Below are 25618 nucleotides of genomic sequence, written 5' to 3'. Positions count from 1 at the left end.
GCCTTATGCTATCAGGATTAGTAGACGGAATTTTTAGCGGTATCAGCCTCGGATCGGTGCTATTGCTCGCAGCATTAGGGCTAGCGATCGTATTTGGTCTCATGGGGGTGATCAACATGGCGCACGGGGAGTTGATCATGCTGGGCGCGTACACCACGTTTTTGGTGCAAAATGCGCTGAAAAATACTCCCCTATTCGGCATTTATATCTTTGTTGCGCTGATTGCTGCCTTCATTGTCACCGCAATTTTTGGCTTGATTTTAGAACGGGGCGTGATCCGCCATCTCTATGGGCGACCGCTAGAAACCCTGCTGGCAACCTGGGGCGTGAGCTTGATTTTGCAGCAGTTTGTGCGAAGCGTGAGTTGGCAGTTGGTGGCGATCGTTGCCGTCTTCTGCGTTCTGTTTTTTGGGGCAATGACGATCGTTGCCCGGCGGACTGATTTTGAGCGGATTCGGGGCTGGTTTTTAGCCGTAATGCTGCCTCTGTCGGCAGTCAGTGCGATCGCGGTGGGCAACGTCCTCGGCGCAACCTACAAACTGGCGTTCACAAAGGAATGGTTTGGGGCGCGAAATGTCGATGTGACGGCTCCTAGATGGTTGAGAGGCGGCTTGCCAGTCGCAGGAACCCAGTTTTCTTACGCTCGAATTTTCATTATTGTGCTGACGATCGCGTGTGTTGTCGGGGTGTATTGGTTCTTGAACAATACGCCGTGGGGCTTGCGAATTCGTTCTGTGACTCAAAATCGAACCATGAGTGCTTGTCTTGGCATTCCGACTAAGAAAGTCGATGCGCTGACTTTTGCCTTGGGGTCTGGGTTGGCAGGGCTGGCGGGTTGCGCGGTCAGCTTATTGGGGTCGGTCGGTCCAAACACAGGACAGAACTACATCGTAGACACCTTCATGGTGGTGGTGGTGGGTGGCGTCGGCAAACTGGCAGGGAGCATTCTCGCCGCGTTGGCAATCGGGACGGCAAACTATCTGATCGGCTCGAATACGCTCGTTGATCTCACCGCACCCATCCAGCCCTTGTCTGATGTGTTTGCCTTCTTCTCCACGATTAGCATGGCGAAAGTGTTGGTGTTTGCGTTGATTATTGCCTTTCTACAGTTTCGTCCGGGGGGGCTGTTTCCCCAGAAAGGGCGTACTGTGGACGCTTGAGTTAGCGATCGCAGGTAGGCAAAGAGCCTCAAGTTGAGCGGTGGTATGCATCGGTGATTACAGTTTGATCAGTGTTGCCGTGGGACGTTAGACCAATCCTTCCTCAGTTGTTGGAGATATCACGTTGTTGGAGATATCAAAGTGGTGGATGTAGTCAGTTCACAATCGACTAAGTTTGGAGGTCGGAAGCAAAAGCTTTTGATCGAGGCGGGAATTGTTGGCGCGATCGCGATTTTGTTGATCTTCATCATGCCTGCTATTTTAGTGGGGGCAGGTCAGGCGTTTCGGGTGAATCTGCTTGGACGCTATCTTGCCCTTGCGATCGCGGCTCTCGGCATCGATCTCATTTGGGGATTTACCGGCATTCTGAGTTTGGGGCACGGAATCTTCTTTGCCCTAGGCGGCTATAGCCTAGCCATGTTTCTCTCGCTCCAACTTCCGAGCGGGCAACTACCAGATTTCTTCTCGCCCTACGGCGTGACAGAACTGCCGTTTTTCTGGCAGCCCTTTTATTCACTGCCGTTCACGCTCTTTGCGATCGTCTTTATTCCCACGATCGTGGCGGCAATTTTGGGCTATCTTGTGTTTCGCAATCGGCTACGGGGCGTCTATTTTTCAATTCTGACCCAGGCAGCCCTGATCGTCTTTTTCAACTTTTTCAACGGTCAGCAAAAGCTAATTAACGGCACCAACGGTCTCAAAACAGACACCGCTACCATTTTTGGGCAAACCGTCAGTTCCCCCCAAGTTCAGACAGTTTTCTACACGCTGACGGTGTTGCTGCTTGTTGGCGGATATGCCCTCAGTCGTTGGCTCACCAGTGGGCGTTCTGGGCGGCTGCTCGTGGCGGTGCGAGATGACGAAACCCGGATGCGTTTTTCAGGCTACGACCCTACTCTGTTTAAGGTGCTGGTGTTCGCCATTTCTGCGGGGCTTGCTGGCATTGCCGGAGCGCTCTACACCGCGCAATCGGGCATTATCACACCGCAAGCGATGAATATTGCCTTCTCGATTGAGATGGTGATTTGGGTGGCGGTTGGCGGACGGGCTACCATCGTCGGCGCGATTCTCGGCACCTTGATTGTGAATTTCGCCAAAAGTATTTTGAGTGAGCAGTTTCCGCAAATTTGGTACTTTTTCCAAGGCGCGCTGTTTCTCATCGTGGTGACGGTGTTGCCAGGCGGCATCCTTGGTTGGCTGCGAGACGATGGTGTCCGGTGGGTGCGATCGCAGGTCAATAAGCGGCGTCCCCTGCAAACTTATCCCAGTTTAGAAGAAGACCCAGACGTGCAGTATGAACGAAAAAATCTTGCAAATCGAAAACCTGACCGTTAATTTTGACGGCTTCAGAGCGCTCAATGACCTCAATTTCAGCCTAGACAAAGGCGAGTTGCGGGTGATTATTGGACCAAACGGCGCTGGAAAAACAACCTTTCTCGACGTGATTACCGGCAAAACAAAACCCACGACTGGGCAGGTAACATTTAAGGGAAAACCAACCCAAGGCAAGGTTGAATATGAAATCGCGCGGATGGGGGTGGGGCGAAAGTTTCAGACGCCGCGAGTCTATCTCAACCTGACGCCCCGAGAAAACTTAGAACTCTCGTGCAACCGCCATAAAAACGTCTGGAATGCACTTTTTGGCGCGCCTTCTAGAGCCGAAGCGCGGACGGTGACCGGCTTGCTCGAAACAATTCGCCTAGAGACAAAAGCCGATCTCAAGGCTGATCTGCTCTCCCATGGGGAAAAACAGCGCTTGGAAATCGGCATGTTGGTGGCTCAATCGCCCGATCTCCTGCTGGTCGATGAACCGGTTGCTGGGTTGACCGATGAAGAAACTGAAAACGTTGGCACCTTGCTGCTGGCGTTGGCAGAAAGCCATTCCATTATTGTGATTGAGCATGATATGGAATTTGTGCGCCAAATCGCTCGGAAAGTGACGGTGCTCCACCAGGGCAGCGTGCTTTGCGAAGGCTCGATGGACGATGTGCAAAATGATCCGCGCGTGATTGAAGTGTATCTTGGCAAGCAAGAAGATAATCCTGTCGCGGCTTAAGGAGGGGGTATGCCTCTAGCCGCAGAGCGATCAAAGGGGATGACGTTCACCATTAAATGCCACCATTAAATTAAATGCCACCGTAAACGCCACTGTTGCCGCCGCTCTAGCATGATCTTGTTCTCGTTTCTGTCACTCGACCTTTCTCCACAACGCTTTTTACAGTATCGTCTACATCACTATGAGCTACGAAAATGCAACGCTAGAGCCAATGCGGGCAGACACAGCCTCTCCAATGCTAGAGGTGGATGATCTAAACGTGTATTACGGAGAAAGTCACATACTCCGAGGCGTTAATATGTCGGTCTTTCCAGGCAAGATGGTGTGTCTGATTGGGCGAAATGGGGTCGGCAAAACTACGATGCTGAAAACGCTGATGGGCATCTTGAAACCCCGGAGCGGCAACATTAAGCTAGACGGAAAATCGATCATTGCGAGAACAACCGACCAACGGGCACGGTTAGGAATTGGTTACGTTCCTCAGGGGCGGGAAGTGATTCCGAGGCTAACGATCAAAGAAAATCTGATTTTAGGACTCGAAGCCTTGCCCGAACGCCCAAAACACCTGGAGATTCCAGACGAGATTTTCGAGCTTTTCCCGGTGCTAAAAACGATGTTATCTCGCATGGGCGGCGATTTGAGCGGCGGGCAACAGCAACAACTTGCGATCGCGCGTGCTCTGATGGGACGCCCCCGCCTCCTGGTGCTAGATGAGCCAACCGAAGGCATTCAGCCGTCTATCATTTTAGAAATCGAGGCTGCCGTTCGCCGCATTATCGAAACCACCGGGATTTCGGTTTTGCTAGTTGAGCAACATTTGCACTTTGTGCGGCAGGCAGACTGGTACTATGCGATGCAAAAAGGCAGCATGGTGGCATCTGGCTCTACCAGCCAACTCAGCAATGATGTGATTCAGCAATTCTTAGCAGTGTAGGATTTAGAAGAACCCTACGGAAATTCTATGTCCTGGATCGAGATCAGCCTCAGTACAACCCGCGAAGCGGTTGATTGGGTTCGGACATTGCTAGCTGAAGATCGCTACACCGATGACCTTCGCGTTGTCCCCTACTGTGAATCCGGTAGGGGATCAGACGATGCGCCAAGCAACGAATTGGAAAATAGTGGGCTAGAGAGCGCCGCGATCGCGACAAAGCCATGGGCTTTTACCATCGCTTTCTACTTGCCGGATGAAATACACACAAGAGCGCAGGTCGAAAAAATCCGCCAGTTGCTCTCATCGTTGCACCGCACGGGCGACACGACGGCTCTTGAAGTGGCGATTGTCGATGAAAAGCCGCCGCTCACTCCGCCGCCGCTCCATCGGGTGGGGCGGTTTGTGATTTTGGCTGCCGATGCAGACTATGAGGCGCAGAACGACGAACGGTTGCTCCGCCTTGGCACCAGTTTTAGTTTTGGCAGCGGCTGGCATCCGGCAACCATTCTCAGTTTGCGCTTGATCGAGCGCTATGTGACGCCTGCGATGAAGGTGCTGGATTTAGGGTGTGGTTCCGGAATTTTGAGCGTTGCGATCGCGCGTCTCCAAGCTCAGGTGTTAGCCCTCGATAATGATGCAACGGCGGTGCAAGCCACCCAAGATGCGGTGCAGCGCAACGGCGTTGCCGCTCAAGTCACCGTGAGCCAAGGCAGCCTGGGGCGAGGCAGCCAGCTAGGGCACTGGATGGGTGGCACAACGCTCGATACTGTCCCTGCGATCGCGCCGAGCGCCTGTTTTGATCTGATTGTGGCTAACATTTTTGCGCGAGTGCATATCGCGCTTGCCGAAGACTATGGGCGATCGCTCCGCCAAACCGATGCTTCTACTGGGCTGCTGATCACCTCCGGATTCACCACTGACTATGAGCCGGAGGTGATCAGTGCTCTAGGTAAAGCCGGATTTCAGGTGATTGAGCGCGACTGCCTGGAACACTGGGTAGCCCTCAGCTTTGCCAAGCGCCTCAGCTAATCTTTGCCTGATCTAAGCTAGTAGATTGTCAACGCATCGGGTGTGGCTCAATCTAGGGGATACCCTCACTGGATATAGAATAGGAAATGCACCTCAGCCGATCCTGTTTGGGAGAGAACACCATGGTACACGTCACCGCACAGCCTACCGGCGACCTTGACATCACCCGCCTTGAGACAGAGCTTGAGAACCAAAGTCCCCAAAAAATTCTCGAACGCGCCCTCAGCCAATTTGACAACATTGCCCTCTCGTTTAGCGGGGCTGAAGATGTTGTCTTGATCGATATGGCGCACAAAATTAGAAGCGATATTCAAGTTTTTAGTCTAGATACAGGTCGGCTCCATTCGGAAACCTATCAGTTTATCGATCGGGTGAGAACCCATTACGGCATTACGATCGAGCTTTTGTTTCCCGATGCTGCCGCCGTTGAAGCGATGGTCAATGCCAAAGGGCTGTTTAGTTTCTACGACGATGGGCACCAGGAATGCTGCGGCATTCGCAAAGTAGAACCCCTGCGCCGTAAGCTTTCTACCGTAGATGCGTGGATCACGGGGCAGCGAAAAGATCAAAATCCATCGACTCGCGCCAGTGTGCCAGTGGTGCAAGCAGACGGTGCCTTTTCTAGCCCCGATCGCCGCTTAACCAAATTCAACCCCCTTGCCAACTGGTCATCGGCGGAGGTGTGGATGTACATTCGCTCCTATGATGTGCCCTACAATGCCCTCCACGATCGCGGCTTTGTTAGCATCGGGTGCGAACCGTGTACCCGCGCCGTGTTGCCCAACCAGCACGAGCGAGAGGGGCGCTGGTGGTGGGAAGATGCAGGCAAAAAAGAATGTGGACTGCACGCCGTCAACCCTACCCAAGGATCTTGACGCGCTCCTGCCCCAGGGGGAAATAATGCCGTAGAATAGGAAGGTTGTCTAGTCACGATCGTAGGGGAAAGTATGGCAGTTCCTAAGAAGAAAACATCAAAATCGAAGCGGGATAAGCGCAAAGCCACTTGGAAAAGCAAAGCCAATCTTCAGGCTCAACGGGCGCTCTCCCTTGGCAAGTCTATTTTGACTGGGCGGGCACAGGGCTTTGTCTACCCAACTGACGAGGAAACCGAAGAAGACTAACGGTACCGCTCTACCGATTCAAGGCTCTATCTCAATAGGGATTTAGCGTTGAGAGATTTAGGTTTGAATTGAGTAGGCAATTCACTGAAATCTATTTAGCGAAGCATCGATTCGGTGAACTGATGGGGTAGGGCAAGCGCATGGCGGGAAAGTTCTTCAAAAAGCCAGGATCAGAGTATGGAGATAGAGTCCCTGCGGGTCAGCACTTGACGAATGGCTTTCCGGTGCTGACTTACGGCGGCACACCCCATGTCAATCGAGAGACGTGGCAGCTTCGCGTGTGGGGCTTGGCACAAGAAACCCAATTTAGCTGGGCAGACCTGATGGCAATGCCTCAGTCTACCTTCACGGCTGATTTTCACTGCGTCACCACTTGGTCAAAGCTCGATGTACAGTGGACGGGCGTTAAAGTGGTGGACGTCATGAAACACATTGAGCTTCACCCTGCCGCCACCCACATCATGGAGCATTGCTACGGCGACTACACAACCAACCTTCCGCTCGATGATTTCCTGCGCGAGGAAAACTTTTTTGCCCACACCTTGTTTGGTGAGCCTCTACCCCCCGATCATGGTGGACCGCTGCGCCTGGTTGTGCCCCACTTATATGCTTGGAAAAGCGCGAAGTGGATCAACGGTCTAGAGTTTTTATCAACCGAAGAGTTAGGCTTTTGGGAGCGAAATGGCTATCATCGGCGCGGTGATCCTTGGAAAGAAGAGCGTTATAGCGATCGCTAGTGTGCACCGTTGATCTTGCATAGATATTGGGCGCTCAGATCTTGTCCTTCAAGACTCAGCATCACGCTAAGATTTTGTGAAACCGTAACCAGAAGCGCGTTAGCCTAGAAGAGGCGGTTTGGCAGGGGTTGACAGTTTGGTAGAACTTAGATCAGAGGGGCGACCTCTACACGTTGTCGTAATTGGGGGCGGGGCAGCAGGATTTTTTGGGGCAATTAGTGCCGCGTGCCCCTCTGACAAAACCGCCGCGGATTCAAGCCCTTCGGTTCGCGTGACGCTTTTAGAGGCGGGGCGGCAGTTTCTCTCGAAAGTCTTAATTTCAGGGGGCGGACGGTGCAACGTCACCCATGCTTGCTTTGAGCCATCGCTATTGGTGCAGCATTACCCCAGAGGCGGCAAGGCGCTACGCGGGGCATTTTCTCGGTTTCAGGCGCGGCATACGGTGGAATGGTTTCGCGATCGCGGTGTAGCCCTAAAAACCGAAGCCGATGGACGCATGTTTCCCGTAACAGATGATGCTCATACGATCGCGACGTGTCTGCTTGATCAAGCCCAAGCAGCAGGCGTCACATTGCGGCTGGGGGCGGCAGTCAAGTCGGTGGTGAAACAAGGCGATCGCTTTAGCCTAGAGCTACGGTCTGGTGAAGTGTTGAGTGCCGATCGCTTACTGCTTGCATCGGGCAGCAATCCGAACGGATACCAATTTGCTCAAGCCTTAGGGCATACCGTCGAGCCGATGGTGCCGTCCTTGTTTACGTTTCAGATTTCAGACGATCGCCTGCGAGACTTGGCAGGGGTTTCGGTTGATCCGGTGCGGCTGCGGTTACAGACAGAGGGCAGCACCCCAAAGCTAGAACAAACCGGAGCGGTGTTGATCACCCATTGGGGGCTGAGTGGACCGGCTGCCCTAAAACTGTCAGCTTGGGGGGCTAGGTTTCTCTACGATCGTCACTACCGTTGCCCGATGGTGATTAATTGGCTGCCATCTCACAACTTAGAGACGTTGCGCCAGGAGCTAATGGCTGTGAGAAACCAGATTCCCAGAAAAGCGATCGCGGCAAATTGCCCGGTGATGATTCCTCGGCGCTTGTGGGAAAAACTGGTGGCTTATGTTGGCGTGACGCCAGAGATGCGATGGTCGGATCTGTCTAACAAGATGATGGCAGCGATGATCCAAGAACTGACCCAAGGCAGCTATGCGATCGCAGGCAAAGGCGCATTTAAAGAAGAATTTGTTACCTGTGGTGGCGTCGCTCTCAAGGAAGTCAACTTTAAGACGATGGAAAGTCGCTGCTGTCCGGGACTATATTTTGCGGGTGAAGTGCTAGATATTGATGGTGTCACCGGCGGATTCAACTTTCAAAGCGCTTGGACAACAGGCTGGATCGCCGGACAATCGATCAGCCAAGTGCCTGAAAATTCCTAGCCTGGAAATTCTTAGCCGGAAATTCTTAGCCTGGAAATAGTGTGGGAGGCTTAGCGATCGCTCTGTAAGACAATTCGATCGACGAACTTCTCGATCAGTTGGTTTGCGATCGCTGTGTCTTGAAGGTCTCTCAAGATGCAATCCACCTGCTCATCGCTGTCTAAATAGCGGCTCTGATAGCGAACAACGCGAACAGCAAGATCTTGCGCGTCTACTTCCGGATGAAACTGAAACCCGTAAAAGGGTTTACCAGGAATTTTGAACGCATGAAACGGGCAGCGATCAGAATATGCCAGCAAAACCGCGCCTTTGGGCATAACTACCGCTCGTTCTTTATGACCCGACACTGCCCAAAAGCCGTTGGGCATGTCATGAAACAGCGCATCTTCTGCTGCTGCCTCGGTGAGCCACATTGGGTAGATTCCCATTTCTAAATTGGCTTTGTCGAGCATGACTTGACCGCCCAAGGCTTCTACGGCGGCTTGAAAGCCGAAACACGAAGCTAAAACCGGAATCTCTTGCTGCAAGCAGTAAACTAGTAGCTTCTTCATCGGGGTGATGAAGGGGTAGAGATCGGGTTGAAGAACGGAGACATCGCTTGAGCCACCAATAAACAGCGCATCAAATCCGTGGATGATAGAAGGCTCGAACTCAGGAGTTAGAAAGGTATCGAGAACCTGAAACTGGCTAGGATCGAGACGGCTATATCGAACAAACTCATCGAATTCTTCTTGGCGAGTCAACTCATCTTCTCGAATTTGTAGCAACAGGATGTTGAGGTGTAACTTTTGTAGAGTTGAGGTCTGGTGTAATTGCTCAATTGCCATAGCACTTTCTAGCTTCTTTTGCGTTAACGAAGACCCTGAATGATCAGTTTTGAACCCGGCTGCGATCGCGGGTGTTCGACCGCTCCATTTAAGGAGGTTAAGGTAATTTAGAGCCTATCTGTCAATCTTTAGAGCAATTTGAATTTAGCCAGCCAATATACTGAGCACAAGTTATACTGAGTCGAGTTGCTAAATTCGGAAGCATGTTGCCTGATCAAAACAACTTTGTAACGATCGCGGATGATGGGCGAATTACTATTTCAGTTCAATCATTAGCAGAAGCCAAAATAGCGATCAAAGCGTTGAAGCTCAAGAAAAAAGAACATACTTTGGTGAAAAGAGAATTGACCCAACAGCAAAAAATAATTCGTGCAGAATACACTGACAAAGTGCGTCAGCAAGGGTCTAAAGTCAGAGGTGGCGGTAGCATTGGTCGCTTTGTACGAACTGTTCAAACCATCAATCGCGATGCGAATCGCCGTGCTTTAGCTCAACAACTTGCGCCGCTAGAAAAACAGAAAAATGCTGTTGATGGAACCATTACAGCAATTGATCAGGCAATTCTTCAACTCGAAAAGTATATCATCGAAAACTCTTAAACTAACGCTGCTGTAATTCACTTGGTGGTATTTAGAGGCAAACTAAACTTCATTAGAATTGAGCTTTTGTTTGTGTCTGCCAAGGATGTTTTTCATGATGCTGTAAAGCGAGCACTGCAAAAAGAACGGTGGGTCATCACTGACGACCCATTAAGGTTTAAGGTTGGTAACGTCAACGTTCAATCAGCGTTGCACCTCAGACAGGCAATCGCGATCGCTGGAGCTTGAGCCTTTAACTATAACGATTCAAACTGAGCCGCAAATCCTTCCAACGTCATGCACTCATCTTGAAACGACTCTGCCTCACTCACATCGTCGATTTGAAACTCCATAATTCGCCGCTGATCATCTTGCATCTTTTTGCTAGAAAGTGGCTTAGCGGCATACTTTGCCAGAATCTCATTAAACGCTTTAGCCTGAGCACTCCAGCTATCAGCAGAGCAGTTTACAATTACACGCCACATGAGTTAGAAGTCTTTAAGCGAGAGGGACGGAACCATTGTCGCACTTGAAACGGCACGCTCTTAGAAATCATCAGCTTGGGGAGCATGAATTCATCTAGCAACATTTTGATGAAATCGCCTATTAATACTTTTGCAATTTCGTGCTCAGGTAGGGGAGACATGATTTCTAAACTTCCCTGGCTGTAGGCGAGACGACAGGTGCGGTTTTCTCCTAACTCCTCAAGAATCGCCTCATATTCTTGCCAGCTTACATTGTGAAATAGAACTCGTTGCCCCGGTGGAACATCAATTTGTTTAAGGTGTAGCGTGACCATCTGACCTCCACGACCTACCCATGCTGCTCTCAATTCTTGAGTCTGGGCTTTAGTTTAAGGCTAAGTATAGCAAGGCTTAGGTAACGATTTTTTATGCGCCAGTTTATTGGAAAACCATGCGATCGCAACCCCAGGCAAACGGGTAGGATCGAGGTCTGCTCAACCGACCAAGCCCGATCGCAGCGCTCGCACAGCAGCTTGGGTGCGATCGTCAGCACACAGTTTATTCAAAATATTTCTCACATGAGTCTTTACCGTGCCCACTGTGATAAATAGCTTTTCTGCAATCACAGCATTGCTGCACCCATCAACGATCAGTTGCAACACTTCTAACTCACGCTCAGTTAGCGGATACGCTTCAATGATTTGGTTATATTCTGGTTCTGCCGCCGCGATCGCAACAACATTGCTTTCGTCTGCGGCGCTGAGCATGGCTTGCGCCGTGTAATTTTGGCGCAGCACCACCCGTGCGATCGCAGGGTCGATCCAAGAATTTCCTTCATTCGTCACCCGCAGTGCCTCAACCAACTGATCAAGACTGACATCCTTCATGCAATAGGAATCGGCTCCTGCTGCAAACGCTGCCAACACCACATCTTCTTGATCTTGCAAGGTTAAAATCAGCACCCGTGTATTGATGCTATCTTCCATCAGGGCTTGGGCTTGGCGAAACCGCCGCGTCAGTTCGATGCCGTCAATGTCTGGTAAGCCAATATCCACGATCGCCACATCCGGCTTCACAGTTGTCAGCATCTTTAGACCATCCGTGCCATTCGCCGCTTCCCCCACCACTTGAAACCCGGCTCGTTGTTGCAACGCCGTTTTCATGCCTACCCTCGTGAGGTCGTGATCTTCGACAAGCGTGATCCGAATATCGTTGTTCATTGGAGTAACTCCCACAGCGTTTAGAAGATAGCAGAACAGTTAAAAATAGGTTTATCCGTCGGTGCAGTTGTCAAGGTGACCACTGCTCTAAACAGTTTCTATAAAAGTGCAACCTGCGATCGTGGCATACGCTTAATTTTGGTTCCTATTCTAAATATAGTTGTAGACCTTTAGCAACGTTGTGTGGTTTATGACATACCTCTTAAGATAGAACTCTGACCCAACTTAGTGCCATTGTTGGACAATGCAGGGCTAACGTGTGTCAAAAAAAGCATATTACTATAGACTGAGCAGAATTAGGGGTGCTTCAGTCTTAGCTTTAGAGAAATCTCCTAGAAAAATATCCTGCCTGGGCTGGAAAATGGTTGACCGAGAAGTATAGATTGAGCGCTAATTGAACGTGAGTTTGACAGAGGATCTGCGATCGCAGATCTGGAAAGCCGCGAACACCGGAGCCGCTAATCTATATCGAACTCCCGTCAGTTTAGGGGCGAACTAATTCTTCTTGAATCACATAGTTCAACAATCCTTCGCAGGCATCCATCAACAAATCGATCACCTGATTAAAGCCTTCTTCACCCCCATAGTAAGGATCGGGCACTTCTTTCAGAGCGTAGTGGGTGCAAAAATCGCACATCAACCGAACTTTATGGCGATAGGTTCCCCGGCTATCGAGCAAGCAGATTCCCTCATAGTTATCGCGATCCATCGCCAAGATTAGATCAAACGCTTCAAAGTCTGATCGCACAAACTGCCGAGCTTGACCGATCAACTCAATTCCCCGTGCCTGTGCTGCGATCGTCATTCTGCGATCGGGCGGGCTGCCAAGGTGATAGCTCGATGTCCCGGCTGAATCACACACAATGCGATCGCGAAGCCCTGCCTCCCAAATTAAGTGATTCATAATATTCTCAGCAGACGGCGATCGACAGATATTTCCCAAGCAGACAAATAGCAATTTGTAAGACATATTTGTAAGACATAGATAAGGGTAAAAACGTGAAAAACCGGGCTACTCTCACCCGTTAGGATCGCCCGGTTTAAATGAATTTTGCCTTATGAAACCAATTTAGATCGATGCCTAGCCCAACCCAGGAAGATTTAGACCACCCGTAAGGTTTTCCATCTTTTCGCGCATCGTCGCCGTAGACTTTGTGTAAGAATCCTTCATGGCTGCCAACACCAAATCAGACAACACATCCGCCTCTTCATTGAGCGCTTCTGGCGTCAAAACTACCCGCAACGGCTCTTGGTTGCCACTCATCACCACCTTCACCATGCCGCCGCCCGCTTCGCCTTCTATCTCCATCGATTCCAGTTCTTCCTGGAGTTGTTTCGCCCCTTCCTGAACCTGTTGTGCTTTTTTGATGGCTTCAGCAAATTCTTTCATTTTGCCAAGCCCAAAGCCAAATCCCTGTCCTTGTGACATAACTTCCTATGTATAGTCAAACAGCTACATTATGACATCGGCTTGAGGAATCATAACACTGGCTAAGAAAGTGTAATTCGTAATTCGTAACTTTATGGGATGGAAATAACCGATAAAGTAATTAAAGTTGCCCCTTTGAAAATCGGTTTTTGAGGAGATAGCCCCGGTAGCCAGCGTGTCGCCCTCAGCCTAGAAACAGCCTCCATCTCCGGCTCGAACAGCACACCCCACCTAACCTGCCTGAAAGTCCCCCAGCATTTTAACTTCTGGCTCTAACCACAGTTGCCATTCTCGCTGAACGCAAGACTGAACATGGCGGATCAATTGAAAAATATCACTTGCCGTTGCACCCCCGCAATTGAGAATAAAGTTGGCGTGGCGTTGCGCCACTTGAGCACCGCCGATCTGATGACCCTTCAACCCCACTTGCTCAATTAGCCAGCCCGCTTTGTGGGGGTCAGGGTTGCGAAAGACACTACCACAGCTTGGAAAGTCGTAGGGCTGGGTGCGCTGTCGCTGCTGCTTGTGGGTATCGGTAAGGGCAATTAGCTCTTTCGGGTTGGCTCCGGGGTTTAGCTGGAAGGTTGCTTGCGTGACTAGCTTTTTACTGCCCTGGAGCGCCGAGGTGCGGTATTCATACCTCAGTTGATCGGGTGTCAAGATCTCGGTTGAGCCGTTGGGCAACAAGACGTGAGTATCCACCAAAATGTCTGCCACACAGTCTCCATGAGCGCCTGCGTTCATCACTACTGCCCCCCCAACCGTGCCGGGAATACCGACTGCCCACTCAAACCCTTGCCAACCGCGATCGGCAAGCCGCCATGCTAGTCTCGGTAACGGCTCTCCTGCCCCAACGGTAATTTGCCCGGTGGTTTCGTCAAAGCTTGCACAGCGCAAAAACCGAGTTGAAATGACCAGCCCAGCGATGCCCCGATCGCTAACTAGTAGATTCGATCCAGATCCCAGCATGGTCACTGGTAAGCCCTGCGATCGCGCCCACTCCAAACTCGCATGTAGCTCATCGATCCGCCTCGGTGCAACATACCATTCTGCTGGGCCGCCCACCCGAAACGAGGTCAGCGACGCCATCGGAACATTCGCTTTGATCATGGAGTCAGTGCCAGGGAGAGGAAGGGGGATGAACTTGTCATGCCGCTCCTGTACCGTTGCACGCTGAGATAAGAGCGGCGTTGATCGGGCATAGATTCCTGGATCAGCAAAATCTAGCATGACAGGAGCGGGAACAGTTCGAGAATCACGAGAGAGAGTCATATAAGTTCCGTTATTTTAAAGGCTCTAACCTGAGACCATTGCTAATCTCGGTGACGGGTTGTCGGCATTTGCAGCCCAGGGCAGCACTACCCTAGAGTTAACTAGGCAGCCGCTTTTTCAGCCGCCTGCTAAGGTGCGATCTTTCAGAGCTTGCGTTGCGATCGCGTCAGGAATGATTTGGTTCAAATTCCCGGCTCCCAAAAAGATCACCAAATCACCAGGAGTCAGCGTTTCCGCTAAGAAATCACTAATCGCCGCTAGCGTCGGCTGGTAGTGAACCTTTGAGTGACGTGTAGCGAAAAAATCAGCCACCTCCTGACCCTTAATTTGCCCAGAACTCGATTCTCCGGCACTGTAAATATCGCTCAGTACAACTACATCAGCATCTCCGAAGGCTTCGGCAAATTCTGTTAAAAATGTGGTGGTACGGCTATAGCGATGGGGCTGAAATACGGCAACAACGCGACGCTTTGGAAACGATTGGGTTGCGTGCAGGCGAGCCGAGGTCAAGGTTGCCCGAACTTCGCTAGGGTGGTGAGCATAATCGTCAATGAACAGAATGTTGTTCGCAGTTCCGTAATGCTCAAACCGCCGCTTTGCGCCCTCAAACGTTGCGAGAGCCGCCGCGATCGTGGCAAACTCGATTCCCAGCAACCGACCCACCGCCACCGCCGCTAGGGCATTGCTCAAATTGTGATGACCCAACAATTGAATCTTGAGGTCGCCTAACACCTGCCCATGCTCTAGCACTCGTGCGGTTGTGCAATCTCCTCCATAGCAGATGGAGTCAACGGTGTAATCTGCGCCAGAGTCAGCATTGAGGCTATAGGACAGGGTGGGCGTAATGCGATCGCGCACCGTCTCGCAATCGATGCAGCCGATCGTCACCTCGCATCGGTTGGCAAAGGTTTGAAACGTGTCTACGATTTCATCGAGACTGCTGTAGTGGTCAGGGTGATCCAGTTCAGCATTGGTAATAACGCCAACATACGGCTCAAACTTAACGAGTGAACCGTCTGATTCATCGGCTTCTGCCACCAGATATTTACCGTAGCCAAACCGGGCATTGCCTTGCCACGCTTTCACCTCTCCGCCAATGATCACCGTTGGGTCGAGGTCGGCTTCAAGCAGCAAATAGCTGACCAAGCTGCTGGTGGTGGTTTTGCCATGGGTGCCTGCGATCGCAATGCTACGGTAGTCTTTGATGAGCGCGGCGAGCAAATCTGAGCGATGAAAGACTGGACATCCCAACTCCAGCGCAGCGCGATATTCAGCATTAGATTCATTGATCGCCGTAGAGCAAATCACTTGCGGTAAGCCCGCCGCAACACCATCTGACCTAAGCACGTCTGGCATTAAGTGGCGTTTGGTAATAGGTTCTGCAACCGTAGCGACAGCAGAAGCACCAATCGGAATGGCTTCAGCAACCTCAGAGCAGGTTTGCGAAAAGTACTCAAGATTTGCCGCATCTTGGCTCAAAAAAATGTGAGCACCCAGCGTTTTCAGTCGTTCTGTAATATGACTGAGACGCAAATCCGAACCAGAAACCGGCAGCTTACGTTCGAGCAGAACATAAGCAAGGGCTGACATTCCAATTCCACCAATGCCGATGAAATGAAACGGTCTGCCGCTGAAGTCAACGGAAGTCAGCATTTTTGCTCCTTACACACCACACCGAATAACACGCGATATCATATCAAGGATTGCTTTTTGAGGGTATAGCTAAATCGGAATTTTGATCTCTGTTAGTTAACAACTTAAGAAATTCCAGCCGAAACTATTCTGCAAAAGCCAATTTTTTCCTTACTTTACTGGTCAATTCACCCTTATAGACTTACCCTAATTCGTTGAATACACATCAGGAGCAGTTAATTCCCGAAAGAATGGCGACGATTTTTTAGGTAAAGTTGAAGTCTGGGCAAATCTCGCTCTCAGCAACGGAAAGCATTGATATTTTCACACTATAAGAACCAGGAATTGTGATAGGTTGCCCAAACGCTTTGTGTGTTCTTACACCCAATTTGAGTCATCTTTCAAGATCAACCAGCCGTTGAAATGCGCAATCTGCGCTGTGTAATCTTAGCGAAGTTGTCATCTTGACGATTCACGTTTCATCAACATCAAATCGCCAAGATTGCTACAAATTTTGCCATAAGAACTTAAAGATGAAACAATTCCTTAGACTGAGATTAGGGCTGAGATTGAAGAAAGCGACCGCAGAGGTCAATCAGAACGTTGCTGATATCTTATTCGCCAACTACAGAAGTTTTGCAAGGCTCAAAAGAAATAAGTCTTTTGACATGCAGAATGAATAATGTGGGAACAGCAGATGAGGGATATATTTTCTGATTTTTCAGGGCAGCGCGAAAGGGCAAGCGAGCGGATCGTTGCTAGGCTGTCTTCGGCTAAACCGAGCACAGCCTTATCCACAAAGCATTTATGAACGATCCGGTAGTGTAGTGAAGCGCTCTAAACTCCCAGCAATTTTTCCATGCGATCGTACGTAGCGGGGAAAAGTTGCAGCGTCTTTTAAGGTATGATGTAATCCATCAATAGGTATTTATATTCAGAGGGCAAGACGCAGTGATTAGAGTAGCGATCAACGGCTTTGGGCGCATTGGACGTAATTTCATGCGATGCTGGGCGGGTCGGGAGAATAGTCAGCTAGAAGTCGTTGCAATCAACGATACTTCTGATCCCAAAACCAATGCTCACCTGCTAAGGTATGACTCGATGCTGGGTAAGTTTGTCGGAGACATCGAAGCCGACGAAAATACCATTACGGTGAACGGTAAAAAGATCAAATGCACCTCCGATCGCAACCCCGAAAACCTGCCTTGGCGCGACTGGGAAATTGATTTAATTATTGAATCTACGGGCGTTTTTATCAGCAAAGAGGGCGCGACAAAGCACCTCAACGCTGGGGCAAAAAAGGTGTTAATCACTGCTCCTGGAAAAAATGAGGATGGAACGTTTGTCGTTGGTGTGAATGACCATGACTACGATCATCACAAGCACAACATCATCAGCAACGCAAGCTGTACGACCAACTGCCTTGCACCGGTGGCGAAGGTGCTGCACGAAAATTTTGGTATCGTCAAAGGCACGATGACCACGACTCACAGCTACACGGGTGACCAACGCATTCTCGATGCCAGCCACCGCGATTTGCGACGGGCGCGGGCAGCGGCAGTTAATATTGTCCCAACATCGACCGGTGCTGCGAAAGCGGTTGCCTTGGTGCTGCCTGCGTTGAGCGGCAAGCTAAACGGGATTGCGCTGCGGGTTCCGACGCCGAATGTGTCTGTTGTGGATCTGGTTGTAAACGTTGAGAAAAATACGATCGCAGAACAGGTGAATCAAGTTCTCAAAGATGCGGCTGAAGGGTCGATGAAAGGCATTTTGAAGTATTGCGATCTGCCCTTGGTATCGAGTGACCACGCAGGTACAGATGAGTCGTCGATCGTCGATGCTGCCCTAACGATGGTGATGGGCGGCGATATGGTGAAGGTTGTGGCGTGGTATGACAACGAGTGGGGCTATAGCCAGCGCGTGGTTGACCTAGCTGAAGTTGTGGCTCAGAATTGGCAGAAGTAATCGCTAGTCACTAACTTTTAGAGTTTGATGCCCTCAATTCCAAGTTTGGAGTTGAGGGTTTGCTTTTCGTGTGGAGGATGCAATATTTCAGATTTACTTCAAGGCGAAGGAGCAGTTGGACAGTTGGAGAGTTGCTTAAACTGGGATGCAGTTGCATGAAACTTGAGCGAGAATTTCACACTAGCATCTCTGAAGATTCAAGACTCATTTCGAGGTCAGCCAACAGGTGTTCTAGGTGTTGTCTTTGCTGATCAATCCAAGCCTTCTCTGCAAGCCGTTGCTCAGGAGTCTCTTGCTGATAGCGGTTTTGCTTCTCTAGAAAGTCATTGTAGAAGACAAATTCCCATTTTACTATTTTGCCTGTTGCAGCCATGCGATCGTCGATTGTTAGTTCAAATCCCATTTCAATTATGTCAAAAACTTTATCTCTAAATTTCTCTACTTCGTTTAAGGAAATATCTCCAAATCGGTTACGCCACTCTTCTACCACGCCATGAAAGACCTGGGATAAGTTTGTACTATAAGCTCCAGAAAGTTGATTAGTTGCCTGACTGAACTTTTCGTGTAACTCTCCTATCAAGTGCATTTGCTCAGAACTCAGTTTAAGTTGCGACTGTTGATTCAGCGCATTGAGCAATGTCTGAATTGGCTCCAATTGGTTACTGTTCAGTTCTTGAAGTAGTTGCTGCAAAGTCTCCTTGATGGCTTGATCAAGGCTGTCGGAAATGCTGCTGAGCTTTCCAGGAAGTTCTCGATTGAAGCCGTCCTTGTCAGACCAGCCTATTCCTTGTCGATACTGCTGCGTTTTTGCATCGAAATTGAAGCTGAAACGATTCAATTTCTAGAGGAAGAGAACGCCTACAACACACTGAAAGCAAAATCTGCCTTTTATGCATTGCGCGATCAACTGCGATTTACGATTAAGCCTGAGTTACGGCAAGAGTACGAATCTGAAATCGAAGGATTGGTCGCTCAAAGTAAATATCCTGCGCTTGTTCCGATGAACTGGCAAGACGTTTCAGATCTAACAGTGACGAACCTCTACTGGTATCTCAATAACTCAAGGGATGTTCAAGAACAGGAAGTTCCTGCCTAACTCATTCACTCTTGAAGTGCTGAAATCCTTCTTCTAAAGTTAGAATCTGGTCGGAATATTCCCCGGTTGAATCTACTACCCGAACCTCTGGATTAGAGGTGATTGTGCCGACGATCGCACTCCCTTCTCCCGACTGTTTAACCAACTCTTGAGCCGATTCTTTCGGTAAACACAAGACCAATTCAAAATCTTCTCCGCCATACAGTGCCCACTGCATCGCTTGTTCAGGAGACGCCCAGTTTCTCAATGCCGGATGAATCGGAATCCGTTGACGATCGAGCCTTGCACCAACCCCACTCGCTTGGCAAAGTTGCAAAACCGCATCCGCAACACCATCGCTTGAATCCATGCCGGCACAGGGGAACGGGGGCAGAACATCTAAACGCGGATTTGGATATTGATGAGCGTGAATTAATGAAGCGCGACCCTCTAATTCTGGTTCAACCTCAGGATGTAGCAACAGTTCTAGTCCTGCCCGTGAGGAACCATGATAGCCCGTGACCACGATCGCATCTCCCGGTTGAGCGGTCGATCGGCGGATCACGCGAGTGGGATCAACCTGTCCAAGGGCAGTGATGGAAACGGTGATCACTGGAGATCGGCAAATATCACCCCCGACGATCACGGTGTTATATCGCCGCAAACAATCGGTCATTCCTACATAAAGTCGCTCGACCCACGATACTAAAACGTCCCCTGGAAGCCCTAATCCCACCGTGATGCCAAGCGGTGACGCACCCATCGCGGCAAGATCCGACAAGTTAGCGGCGGCGGCTCTCCAGCCTGCCGACTCTGGGGGAGTCGTACTGTCGCTAAAATGCACACCATCAACCAACACATCCGACGTAACAACGAGAGACTTTCCAGGTTCGGTCGGGAGAACAGCGGCATCATCACCCACGCTCAGGGCTTCGCCCAACTCCGAAGCAAACGTGCTCGGACAAAATGCTTGCACTCGCTTTAAAAGTCCTTGTTCGCCAATATCTTGCACTCGCAGTTCCATGATCGTGTCCTTAAAAAAGAAGAGACACGATGCGATCGCGCCTCCATAAAATCAGCTTATCCAAATTCACTTAAGCCACGCTTGGTTCTACCAAATTGTCTAGACCGTCTACAACCTTCATCGACTCAATCTTGTCTCCCGCTTTCAATTGACCGAGAACTTCTGCGCCGTCAGTCACAAAACCAAAGATCGAATAACGCCCGTCTAGCAGGTTTGCGCCCGCTGGGGTTAGCTCAGGCTCAAACAAGAAGAAGAAAAACTGAGACGACCCACCATTCGGGTTATCAGCAGGAGCCGCCAACGCTAACGCACCGTAAGCAGAGAACGGCAGAACCGGCTGATCGAGATAGCGTCCTGCTTCTTCTAGGGTTGTTCCGTAAACCGGTTCCTGATCGCCTTTTACGAGAATTTCCATCGGAATTGCCCGATATTTTTTTGTCTTTGGATCAACAAATCCGATTTCCGGACCGGGTGGATCACCGATTTGCAGCACATACGAATCTTCTGCACGGGTAAACTCTAAGCCGTCATAAAACCCCCGGTTGACTAAATCGACAAAGTTTCCGGCTGTAACCGGAGCGCTGAACCCATCGAGCACGATCGTCAGATCACCTCGTGAGGTTTTAGCGGCAACCGTAGCGCGCCCTTTAAGCTGAGGCAGGTTGCGATACTCTGTGGGAACGTCAAACGGAAACTCTGTTACCATCATGGCTTCTAGGTCACTGATGCGATCGAGCATCTGACTGCGAGTGATCAAAATTTGCTCTTTGTCTTTTGCATCTGTCGCACCCTGAATCTCAGCCACGCTAGATTTTAGCTGCTCAATAATCTGTTCTGCTTCCGGCTTGCGCTCGTCTGGAATGCTGGCTAAAACCTTGGTTGGCTGATCTAGCACTCGAGAAGCTGTCTTGATATCGGATGTCACCGCACCCCAGCGACGATTTGCCCGGAGTTGCGTTGAAATATCCTCAAGACTATTTTGCAACTTGCGGACTTCAGGATTATCGATCGGCAAGGCATTTCGTAATAACGCTTTTGGATCTTTAATCGCATTTCCTTGCGGCAAGGCTTGGGCGGGCAGCGTTCCGATCCCCACACTAAGACTGACCACGCTACCCAAGAGGATGAACGCCCATCCCCGCCGCGTGAAAAATCTAGCCAAGTTCCGCAGAAGCGCTAGAACCAGGTTCCAAAGGTTTGCAGTATTCCACATAACTATTGCTCTTAAACGGTGCGTAACAACCCCATTTCGATTGTGCCATGTCTGGGGAAGACAGAGGAGGAAGGTGTCGAAGAAGGCGTGTTTCCATCGCTTATCCCTGAATTTAAAGCGTCCACAGAGCGGTAAAATAAGGTGCCGAATGTTCTCCTCCATAATTACAGACTCATGATCTCTAGTAACGACTTTCGACCCGGCGTTAGCATCGAATTAGATGGAGCGGTCTGGCGGGTCGTCGAATTTTTACACGTCAAGCCCGGTAAGGGGTCGGCGTTTGTCCGCACCAAGCTAAAAAACGTGCAGTCGGGTAGCGTTGTTGAGCGAACGTTTCGGGCTGGGGAAACTGTGCCTCAAGCCAATTTAGAAAAGATCACGATGCAGCACACCTATAAAGACGGGGATGATTATGTCTTTATGGACATGGCAACCTATGAAGAAGGTCGGCTGAATGCGTCTCAGATTGGCGATCGCATCAAATATCTCAAAGAAGGCATGGAAGTCAACGTGGTGAAATGGGGCGAACAGGTGATGGAGGTTGAGCTTCCAAACTCGGTTGTGCTCGAAGTGACCCAAGCCGATCCGGGTGTCAAAGGCGACACGGCAACGGGAGGAACAAAACCTGCGATCGTTGAAACGGGGGCCCAAGTCATGGTTCCTCTCTTTATCTCGGTGGGCGAAAAGATTAAAGTCGATACTCGCAACGATACATATTTAGGACGCGAGAACAGCTAGAAAATAGAGAATAAGGGGTAGGCGATCTTCCCCAAATACAGCGTGAGGAGTATAAAGACTGTGCCACTGGATTTGAAAGAACTCCGTGAATTGTTAGTTGCCCTCAGTCAAACCGATATTTCAGAGTTGACCTTAAAGAGCAGCGATTTCGAGCTAACGGTGCGTCGCGGAGATTCGAGCGATGGGATCGGGACAGAGCGCCCTTCTCAAGAAACTGCTCTATCACCATCTGCTGGTTCCCATCCAACGGCGATCGCTGCCGCTTTGCCGCCCCTCGACGCGCCGCGATCGCAGGAGCCTAGCCCTTCTGCGCCGCCGCCCCACGATCGCCGCCTTTTAGAAATTACCTCTCCCATGGTCGGAACGTTTTACCGTTCTCCTGCACCTAACGATCCGCCTTTTGTCGATGTGGGCGATCGCATTCGGACAGGTCAAACCGTTTGCATTGTCGAAGCGATGAAGCTGATGAACGAACTGGAATCGGAAGTGTCAGGTGAAGTAGTAGAAATTTTATTGCAGAACGGTGACCCGGTAGAATTTGGACAGCCCTTGATGCGGGTAAACCCCGGATAGGGCACCGGTTGGCAGCCGTACCAAACGGAACCTATCCTCAGTTTGGCAACCCCATCTTGCTGACCTTCTTCTTGGTTGGGAGGGAGGTTCGCAAAACCAGCAGCAGCGTTTTCAGCCCCTGCGGACTACTGCACCCATCGTAGTGGCGCAAACCGGCATTAATTGAGGGGGTGCTGGGTTTCACTTTGCCGTTCGGGGGACGTTTCGAGGCGATGAATTCGGATTTGATGCAGTCTTGGACCTTCGGCTGAAATCACTGTAAATTCGTAGTTGCCGTACTGAAGGGTCTCCCCGTGAGCCGGGATTTTTTGCCACTCATATAGCAAAAAGCCGCCCAACGTTTGATATTCATCAATTAACGGAAAATCAAGCTTAAGCTCTTCGTTGACTTCTTCTAAATGAACTTGAGCCTGCACCAGAAAGGTATGGTCATCAATGCGCTGAATGGGCACCTCCTCGCCTTCTTGCGCTTCTGGTGTCTCTCCAATAATCTGAGTGATCAGATCTTGAATGGTGACTAAACCAGCCGTAGAGCCAAATTCATCCACAACCAGCACCATGTGATGCCGCGATCGCTGCATCAACGTTAGCAACTCACCAAGGGGTGTATACTCTGGCACAAATTGCGCCGGATGAATCCACGGATGAATGGGGCTTTCAAGGGTCAACGTCCCCTGAACTAGCGGTTCTGCTAACTCTTTAAAGTGAATCAACCCGCAGATATCATCCACCGATTCTTCGATCACCGGAAAGCGCGAATGCCCAGAATGCGCCACTTCTTCTAGAAGATTTCGCACAGTGGCATCGACTAGAAGGGTAGTCATGTTAGGGCGCTGTACCATCACTTCGGTCACGGCAACATCGGCAAACTCAAACACATTGCTGAGCAGTTCCCGTTCTTCTTCTTCTAGCCCACTCGACTCGGTAGACGTGGCGATGATCAACTGCAATTCTTCTGGGGTAACTTGGTTGTACCATCCTTGCCCCGTATACTGCACCCCTAAAAGCCGCAGCAGCAGCCGAGTAGACTGATTGAGAATCCAGATAAACGGGTTGAAAAACCGCGCGATCGCTAAACTAAACGGACCCAAAAATCGCGCAATTTCTTCGGAATAGAGCAGCGCCAACGACTTTGGGCACAGTTCCCCCAACACAATCTGAAGATAAGCAATGGTCAGAAACGCGATCGGAATTGCCAACGAATGAGCCGCAGGCTGCACGAGCGCGGCTGGAAGCGGCAGATTTGCAATCCCGCTACTCACCAGCACTGCCATGGTTGATTCACCGATCCAACCCAGTGCCAAGCTAGAGAGCGTGATGCCCAACTGAGTGGTAGACAGCAATCGGTCAATGCTGCGCTGCAAATCTTGCACCGTTCTTGCCTGAATATCGCCTGCATCGACGAGTTGATTGATCCGCGATCGCCGCACCGAAACAATCGAAAACTCAGCCGTCACAAAAAAGGCATTAATTGCAATCAACAGCAGCACAGATAAAATTCGTAGCAGCACTTCTGCAAGATTGGGTTGCTGAAGTGGCGCTGCTAAAAGAAGGGCAACGGGGGCAATCATGCTGAAATCGAACGCTCAATGGGCAACGGGGCATCAAAAGGGCAATCCTGCTTCTTAGCGCACCGGAATCTTTGACAGCTTAACTTGCAGCGTTTGATCCGGGTAATCTGTCAACTAAGGCAACAGGGTTTGGGCGCTATTAGAAGGAACTGCTGAAATACTTACTCTACCAGGGTGAGGCAAGACACGAACATTCGCCACCACCTGCTGATTCAGAGTTTCACCCTTACTTTGCGGACTGCTACTCGGACTCGGACTCACCGATGGTTGAGTGCCGCCTCCCATCCGCGACTTAACCTTCATCAAAATATCGTCTTCTTTGAAAAAGGTTAACGCTTCGCGCCCGTTCGGATTTTTGCGATTCACCTTATTCGTTGGGCGAGAGTCGGGCTGCGTAATTCCCTTGAGCGCTTCTCGCCCGATCGCAAATCCCCAGGCAGAACTCACAACGCCAGCACCAAACATTAGAGCCAGCAAAATAAACGTCAGAGCAACGGTGGAATTAATTCTTTTCATTGTGAGCGATCAAATTGAGGGGACTTTTGGAAAAAACGGCTACACCAGCAATTGTATCTACACCAGCAATTGTATGTCTCATACCAAATTGATGTTTCACGGCGACAAATCCTCGACCCCCCTGCCGACGGCATCCCCCCTTGGTCAGAGAGGGACTTTCCGGCTCCCCGCTTTACTAAGGAGGGGTTGGGGGAGGTCGCAGGTCTGTAGCATTTACAGATTAATTTAGTATCAACTCCCGTTTCGACAGCCGATAGTCAAAATCTGTAGCAGTATATCCGAAGTTCTCCGCATCGTCGCCCAAATCAGGAACTCAGGTTACAATATTTTTGAACAATATTTTGAATTGTCTGGTATTGCAAGACCTTACCAGGGTTGGCCGATCGGTTTAGGCAGCGAACTCATAATTCGCGTTAGGCGGGTTCAACTCCTGCACCCTGGATCAGAAAAGCTCGATCGATAGAAGAACTCTCGCTGAATGGGGAGAGATATGGGTCAATATAAGGTTGCACACTGCTGCCCTTAGATGCCCATAGATCCTCTCCTCTAATATCTCTGCGGCAATCCGGGCTGAATCATCTGTGGCAGAGGTGGAAACTGCGCTTGGGGCGGTTGCTCGATCACAAACTCGCTGCCTATGACGCGATCGCTAACATTGGGTTGCAGCAAAACAGACGTGTTGTAAGGGTTTGGCAAGTCGGCGGTACGAAGGATCGGATCGCTGGAGGTTTGCTGGTTGAGCAAGTCGCGGTAGAGACGATGAATTTTTTCACCATCGCGAGCAATCAGGTTTTCGGGGTAGCCAATAACGCCGATGAGCGATTCGGTCGATTGCCCCAGATTGCGATTTTGGAAGGTGTCTTTGCTGCCATAAAAGGCTTCGTTGATCGCATCAGGAATGACTTCACGGGGTCTAAATACGGGTGCGGGTTGCTCTTGGGCAGTTGCCGCGATTGGCACCGCCACGCTCGAAACGATCGCTACGGTAGAAGCTGTGGTTAGAACGAGTGAGCCAATCAGGCTCTTGATCCTCACGCCCATAGGGTTATCCTCTATTA

29 protein-coding genes and 1 tRNA gene are annotated in these 25618 nt (G+C 50.3%); 16 read left to right on the top strand and 14 right to left on the bottom strand.

Going from position 1 to position 25618, the window contains the following annotated elements; translation table 11 throughout:
- The first annotated feature begins 5 nt into the window (after positions 1-5).
- The 9 genes from GS601_RS19325 to GS601_RS19285 all read left to right on the top strand — a co-directional run bounded on the left by GS601_RS19325 (position 6) and on the right by GS601_RS19285 (position 8463).
- Positions 6-1160, top strand: a complete 1155-nt coding sequence (locus GS601_RS19325) for an ABC transporter permease subunit (protein ID WP_162424929.1) — start codon at positions 6-8, stop codon at positions 1158-1160.
- A gap of 141 nt (positions 1161-1301) precedes the next feature.
- Positions 1302-2495: an urea ABC transporter permease subunit UrtC gene (gene urtC, locus GS601_RS19320; protein WP_338017083.1), complete on the top strand. Its 1194-nt coding sequence runs from the start codon at positions 1302-1304 to the stop codon at positions 2493-2495.
- Positions 2455-3216: an urea ABC transporter ATP-binding protein UrtD gene (urtD, locus tag GS601_RS19315; protein ID WP_162424928.1), complete on the top strand. Its 762-nt coding sequence runs from the start codon at positions 2455-2457 to the stop codon at positions 3214-3216. Before urtC ends, urtD begins: the two co-directional genes overlap by 41 nt.
- 181 nt (positions 3217-3397) lie before the next feature.
- Complete coding sequence (gene urtE / locus GS601_RS19310) at positions 3398-4150, top strand: urea ABC transporter ATP-binding subunit UrtE (protein WP_338017082.1); 753 nt, start codon at positions 3398-3400, stop codon at positions 4148-4150.
- A 27-nt stretch (positions 4151-4177) separates the two neighbouring features.
- The gene (locus GS601_RS19305; protein ID WP_162424927.1) at positions 4178-5179 is read left to right on the top strand and encodes a 50S ribosomal protein L11 methyltransferase; all 1002 of its coding nucleotides are present in this window, start codon (positions 4178-4180) and stop codon (positions 5177-5179) included.
- A 122-nt stretch (positions 5180-5301) separates the two neighbouring features.
- Entirely contained in the window at positions 5302-6054 is a 753-nt protein-coding gene (locus tag GS601_RS19300) for a phosphoadenylyl-sulfate reductase (RefSeq protein ID WP_162424926.1), read from the top strand.
- Between the two features lie 72 nt (positions 6055-6126).
- Positions 6127-6300, top strand: coding sequence for a 50S ribosomal protein L32 (gene rpmF / locus GS601_RS19295; protein WP_162424925.1), 174 nt, complete (start codon positions 6127-6129; stop codon positions 6298-6300).
- A gap of 140 nt (positions 6301-6440) precedes the next feature.
- The gene (locus GS601_RS19290) at positions 6441-7037 is read left to right on the top strand and encodes a sulfite oxidase-like oxidoreductase (protein WP_162424924.1); all 597 of its coding nucleotides are present in this window, start codon (positions 6441-6443) and stop codon (positions 7035-7037) included.
- A 136-nt stretch (positions 7038-7173) separates the two neighbouring features.
- Positions 7174-8463, top strand: coding sequence for a BaiN/RdsA family NAD(P)/FAD-dependent oxidoreductase (locus tag GS601_RS19285; protein WP_162424923.1), 1290 nt, complete (start codon positions 7174-7176; stop codon positions 8461-8463).
- Positions 8464-8513: 50 nt separating this feature from the next.
- Here the strand turns inward: GS601_RS19285 and GS601_RS19280 are convergent, their stop codons facing one another.
- Positions 8514-9290 carry a type 1 glutamine amidotransferase gene (locus GS601_RS19280; RefSeq protein WP_162424922.1) on the bottom strand — a complete coding sequence of 259 codons (777 nt, stop codon included), beginning with the start codon at positions 9288-9290 and terminating at the stop codon, positions 8514-8516.
- 203 nt (positions 9291-9493) lie between these two features.
- On the opposite strand from GS601_RS19280, the gene GS601_RS19275 reads away from it, so the two are divergent.
- Together GS601_RS19275 and GS601_RS19270 are read left to right on the top strand one after the other, a co-directional pair.
- The gene (locus tag GS601_RS19275) at positions 9494-9889 is read left to right on the top strand and encodes a hypothetical protein (protein ID WP_162424921.1); all 396 of its coding nucleotides are present in this window, start codon (positions 9494-9496) and stop codon (positions 9887-9889) included.
- A 72-nt stretch (positions 9890-9961) separates the two neighbouring features.
- Positions 9962-10117 carry an element excision factor XisH family protein gene (locus tag GS601_RS19270; protein ID WP_338017081.1) on the top strand — a complete coding sequence of 52 codons (156 nt, stop codon included), beginning with the start codon at positions 9962-9964 and terminating at the stop codon, positions 10115-10117.
- An 8-nt stretch (positions 10118-10125) separates the two neighbouring features.
- Here the strand turns inward: GS601_RS19270 and GS601_RS19265 are convergent, their stop codons facing one another.
- The 7 genes from GS601_RS19265 to murC all read right to left on the bottom strand — a co-directional run bounded on the left by GS601_RS19265 (position 10126) and on the right by murC (position 15906).
- On the bottom strand, positions 10126-10353 hold the full coding sequence (locus GS601_RS19265; RefSeq protein WP_162424920.1) for a hypothetical protein: 228 nt from the start codon (positions 10351-10353) through the stop codon (positions 10126-10128).
- Positions 10341-10667, bottom strand: a complete 327-nt coding sequence (locus tag GS601_RS19260; protein ID WP_202925217.1) for a hypothetical protein — start codon at positions 10665-10667, stop codon at positions 10341-10343. The genes GS601_RS19265 and GS601_RS19260 overlap by 13 nt, the downstream gene beginning before the upstream one ends.
- Positions 10668-10826: 159 nt before the next feature.
- The gene (locus tag GS601_RS19255) at positions 10827-11552 is read right to left on the bottom strand and encodes a response regulator (protein ID WP_162424919.1); all 726 of its coding nucleotides are present in this window, start codon (positions 11550-11552) and stop codon (positions 10827-10829) included.
- Positions 11553-12036: 484 nt separating this feature from the next.
- Positions 12037-12522, bottom strand: a complete 486-nt coding sequence (locus GS601_RS19250; protein ID WP_162424918.1) for a low molecular weight protein-tyrosine-phosphatase — start codon at positions 12520-12522, stop codon at positions 12037-12039.
- Positions 12523-12633: 111 nt separating this feature from the next.
- Complete coding sequence (locus tag GS601_RS19245; protein ID WP_162424917.1) at positions 12634-12981, bottom strand: YbaB/EbfC family nucleoid-associated protein; 348 nt, start codon at positions 12979-12981, stop codon at positions 12634-12636.
- A 231-nt stretch (positions 12982-13212) separates the two neighbouring features.
- The gene (murB, locus tag GS601_RS19240; protein ID WP_338017080.1) at positions 13213-14253 is read right to left on the bottom strand and encodes a UDP-N-acetylmuramate dehydrogenase; all 1041 of its coding nucleotides are present in this window, start codon (positions 14251-14253) and stop codon (positions 13213-13215) included.
- 117 nt (positions 14254-14370) lie between these two features.
- A complete protein-coding gene (gene murC, locus GS601_RS19235) occupies positions 14371-15906 on the bottom strand; it encodes a UDP-N-acetylmuramate--L-alanine ligase (RefSeq protein ID WP_162424916.1) in 1536 nt (511 codons plus the stop codon).
- 930 nt (positions 15907-16836) lie between these two features.
- Between murC and GS601_RS19230 the strand changes: the two genes are divergently transcribed.
- Positions 16837-17850, top strand: a complete 1014-nt coding sequence (locus GS601_RS19230) for a type I glyceraldehyde-3-phosphate dehydrogenase (protein ID WP_162424915.1) — start codon at positions 16837-16839, stop codon at positions 17848-17850.
- 175 nt (positions 17851-18025) lie between these two features.
- Here GS601_RS19230 and GS601_RS19225 read toward each other — a convergent pair whose 3' ends face one another.
- Positions 18026-18487 carry a hypothetical protein gene (locus GS601_RS19225; RefSeq protein WP_162424914.1) on the bottom strand — a complete coding sequence of 154 codons (462 nt, stop codon included), beginning with the start codon at positions 18485-18487 and terminating at the stop codon, positions 18026-18028.
- A 45-nt stretch (positions 18488-18532) separates the two neighbouring features.
- Here GS601_RS19225 and GS601_RS19220 point away from each other — a divergent pair, with 45 nt between their 5' ends.
- The gene (locus GS601_RS19220; RefSeq protein WP_162424913.1) at positions 18533-18946 is read left to right on the top strand and encodes a hypothetical protein; all 414 of its coding nucleotides are present in this window, start codon (positions 18533-18535) and stop codon (positions 18944-18946) included.
- Between the two features lies 1 nt (position 18947).
- On the opposite strand, the gene thiL is transcribed toward GS601_RS19220, so the two are convergent.
- A complete protein-coding gene (gene thiL, locus GS601_RS19215) occupies positions 18948-19949 on the bottom strand; it encodes a thiamine-phosphate kinase (RefSeq protein ID WP_162424912.1) in 1002 nt (333 codons plus the stop codon).
- A gap of 70 nt (positions 19950-20019) precedes the next feature.
- Positions 20020-21162 (bottom strand): peptidylprolyl isomerase, encoded by a 1143-nt coding sequence (locus tag GS601_RS19210; protein ID WP_162424911.1) that lies wholly within the window; start codon positions 21160-21162, stop codon positions 20020-20022.
- A 174-nt stretch (positions 21163-21336) separates the two neighbouring features.
- Here GS601_RS19210 and efp point away from each other — a divergent pair, with 174 nt between their 5' ends.
- Complete coding sequence (gene efp, locus GS601_RS19205) at positions 21337-21900, top strand: elongation factor P (protein WP_162424910.1); 564 nt, start codon at positions 21337-21339, stop codon at positions 21898-21900.
- A 60-nt stretch (positions 21901-21960) separates the two neighbouring features.
- Positions 21961-22473: an acetyl-CoA carboxylase biotin carboxyl carrier protein gene (accB, locus tag GS601_RS19200; RefSeq protein WP_162424909.1), complete on the top strand. Its 513-nt coding sequence runs from the start codon at positions 21961-21963 to the stop codon at positions 22471-22473.
- Positions 22474-22631: 158 nt separating this feature from the next.
- On the opposite strand, the gene GS601_RS19195 is transcribed toward accB, so the two are convergent.
- Positions 22632-24044 (bottom strand): hemolysin family protein, encoded by a 1413-nt coding sequence (locus GS601_RS19195; RefSeq protein ID WP_162424908.1) that lies wholly within the window; start codon positions 24042-24044, stop codon positions 22632-22634.
- A gap of 114 nt (positions 24045-24158) precedes the next feature.
- Positions 24159-24560, bottom strand: coding sequence for a hypothetical protein (locus GS601_RS23015; protein WP_202925216.1), 402 nt, complete (start codon positions 24558-24560; stop codon positions 24159-24161).
- A 369-nt stretch (positions 24561-24929) separates the two neighbouring features.
- Here GS601_RS23015 and GS601_RS19185 point away from each other — a divergent pair.
- A tRNA-Ile gene (locus GS601_RS19185) sits at positions 24930-25002 on the top strand.
- 104 nt (positions 25003-25106) lie between these two features.
- Here GS601_RS19185 and GS601_RS19180 read toward each other — a convergent pair.
- Positions 25107-25601 carry a hypothetical protein gene (locus GS601_RS19180; protein ID WP_162424907.1) on the bottom strand — a complete coding sequence of 165 codons (495 nt, stop codon included), beginning with the start codon at positions 25599-25601 and terminating at the stop codon, positions 25107-25109.
- Positions 25602-25618: the final 17 nt, after the last annotated feature.

Origin of the sequence: Myxacorys almedinensis A (assembly GCF_010091945.1) — a bacterium.
Taxonomy (GTDB): Bacteria; Cyanobacteriota; Cyanobacteriia; order Leptolyngbyales; family Leptolyngbyaceae; genus Myxacorys; species Myxacorys almedinensis.
Note: the sequence above shows the minus strand (reverse complement) of the source record. Positions and strands in the feature narration are given on the sequence as shown.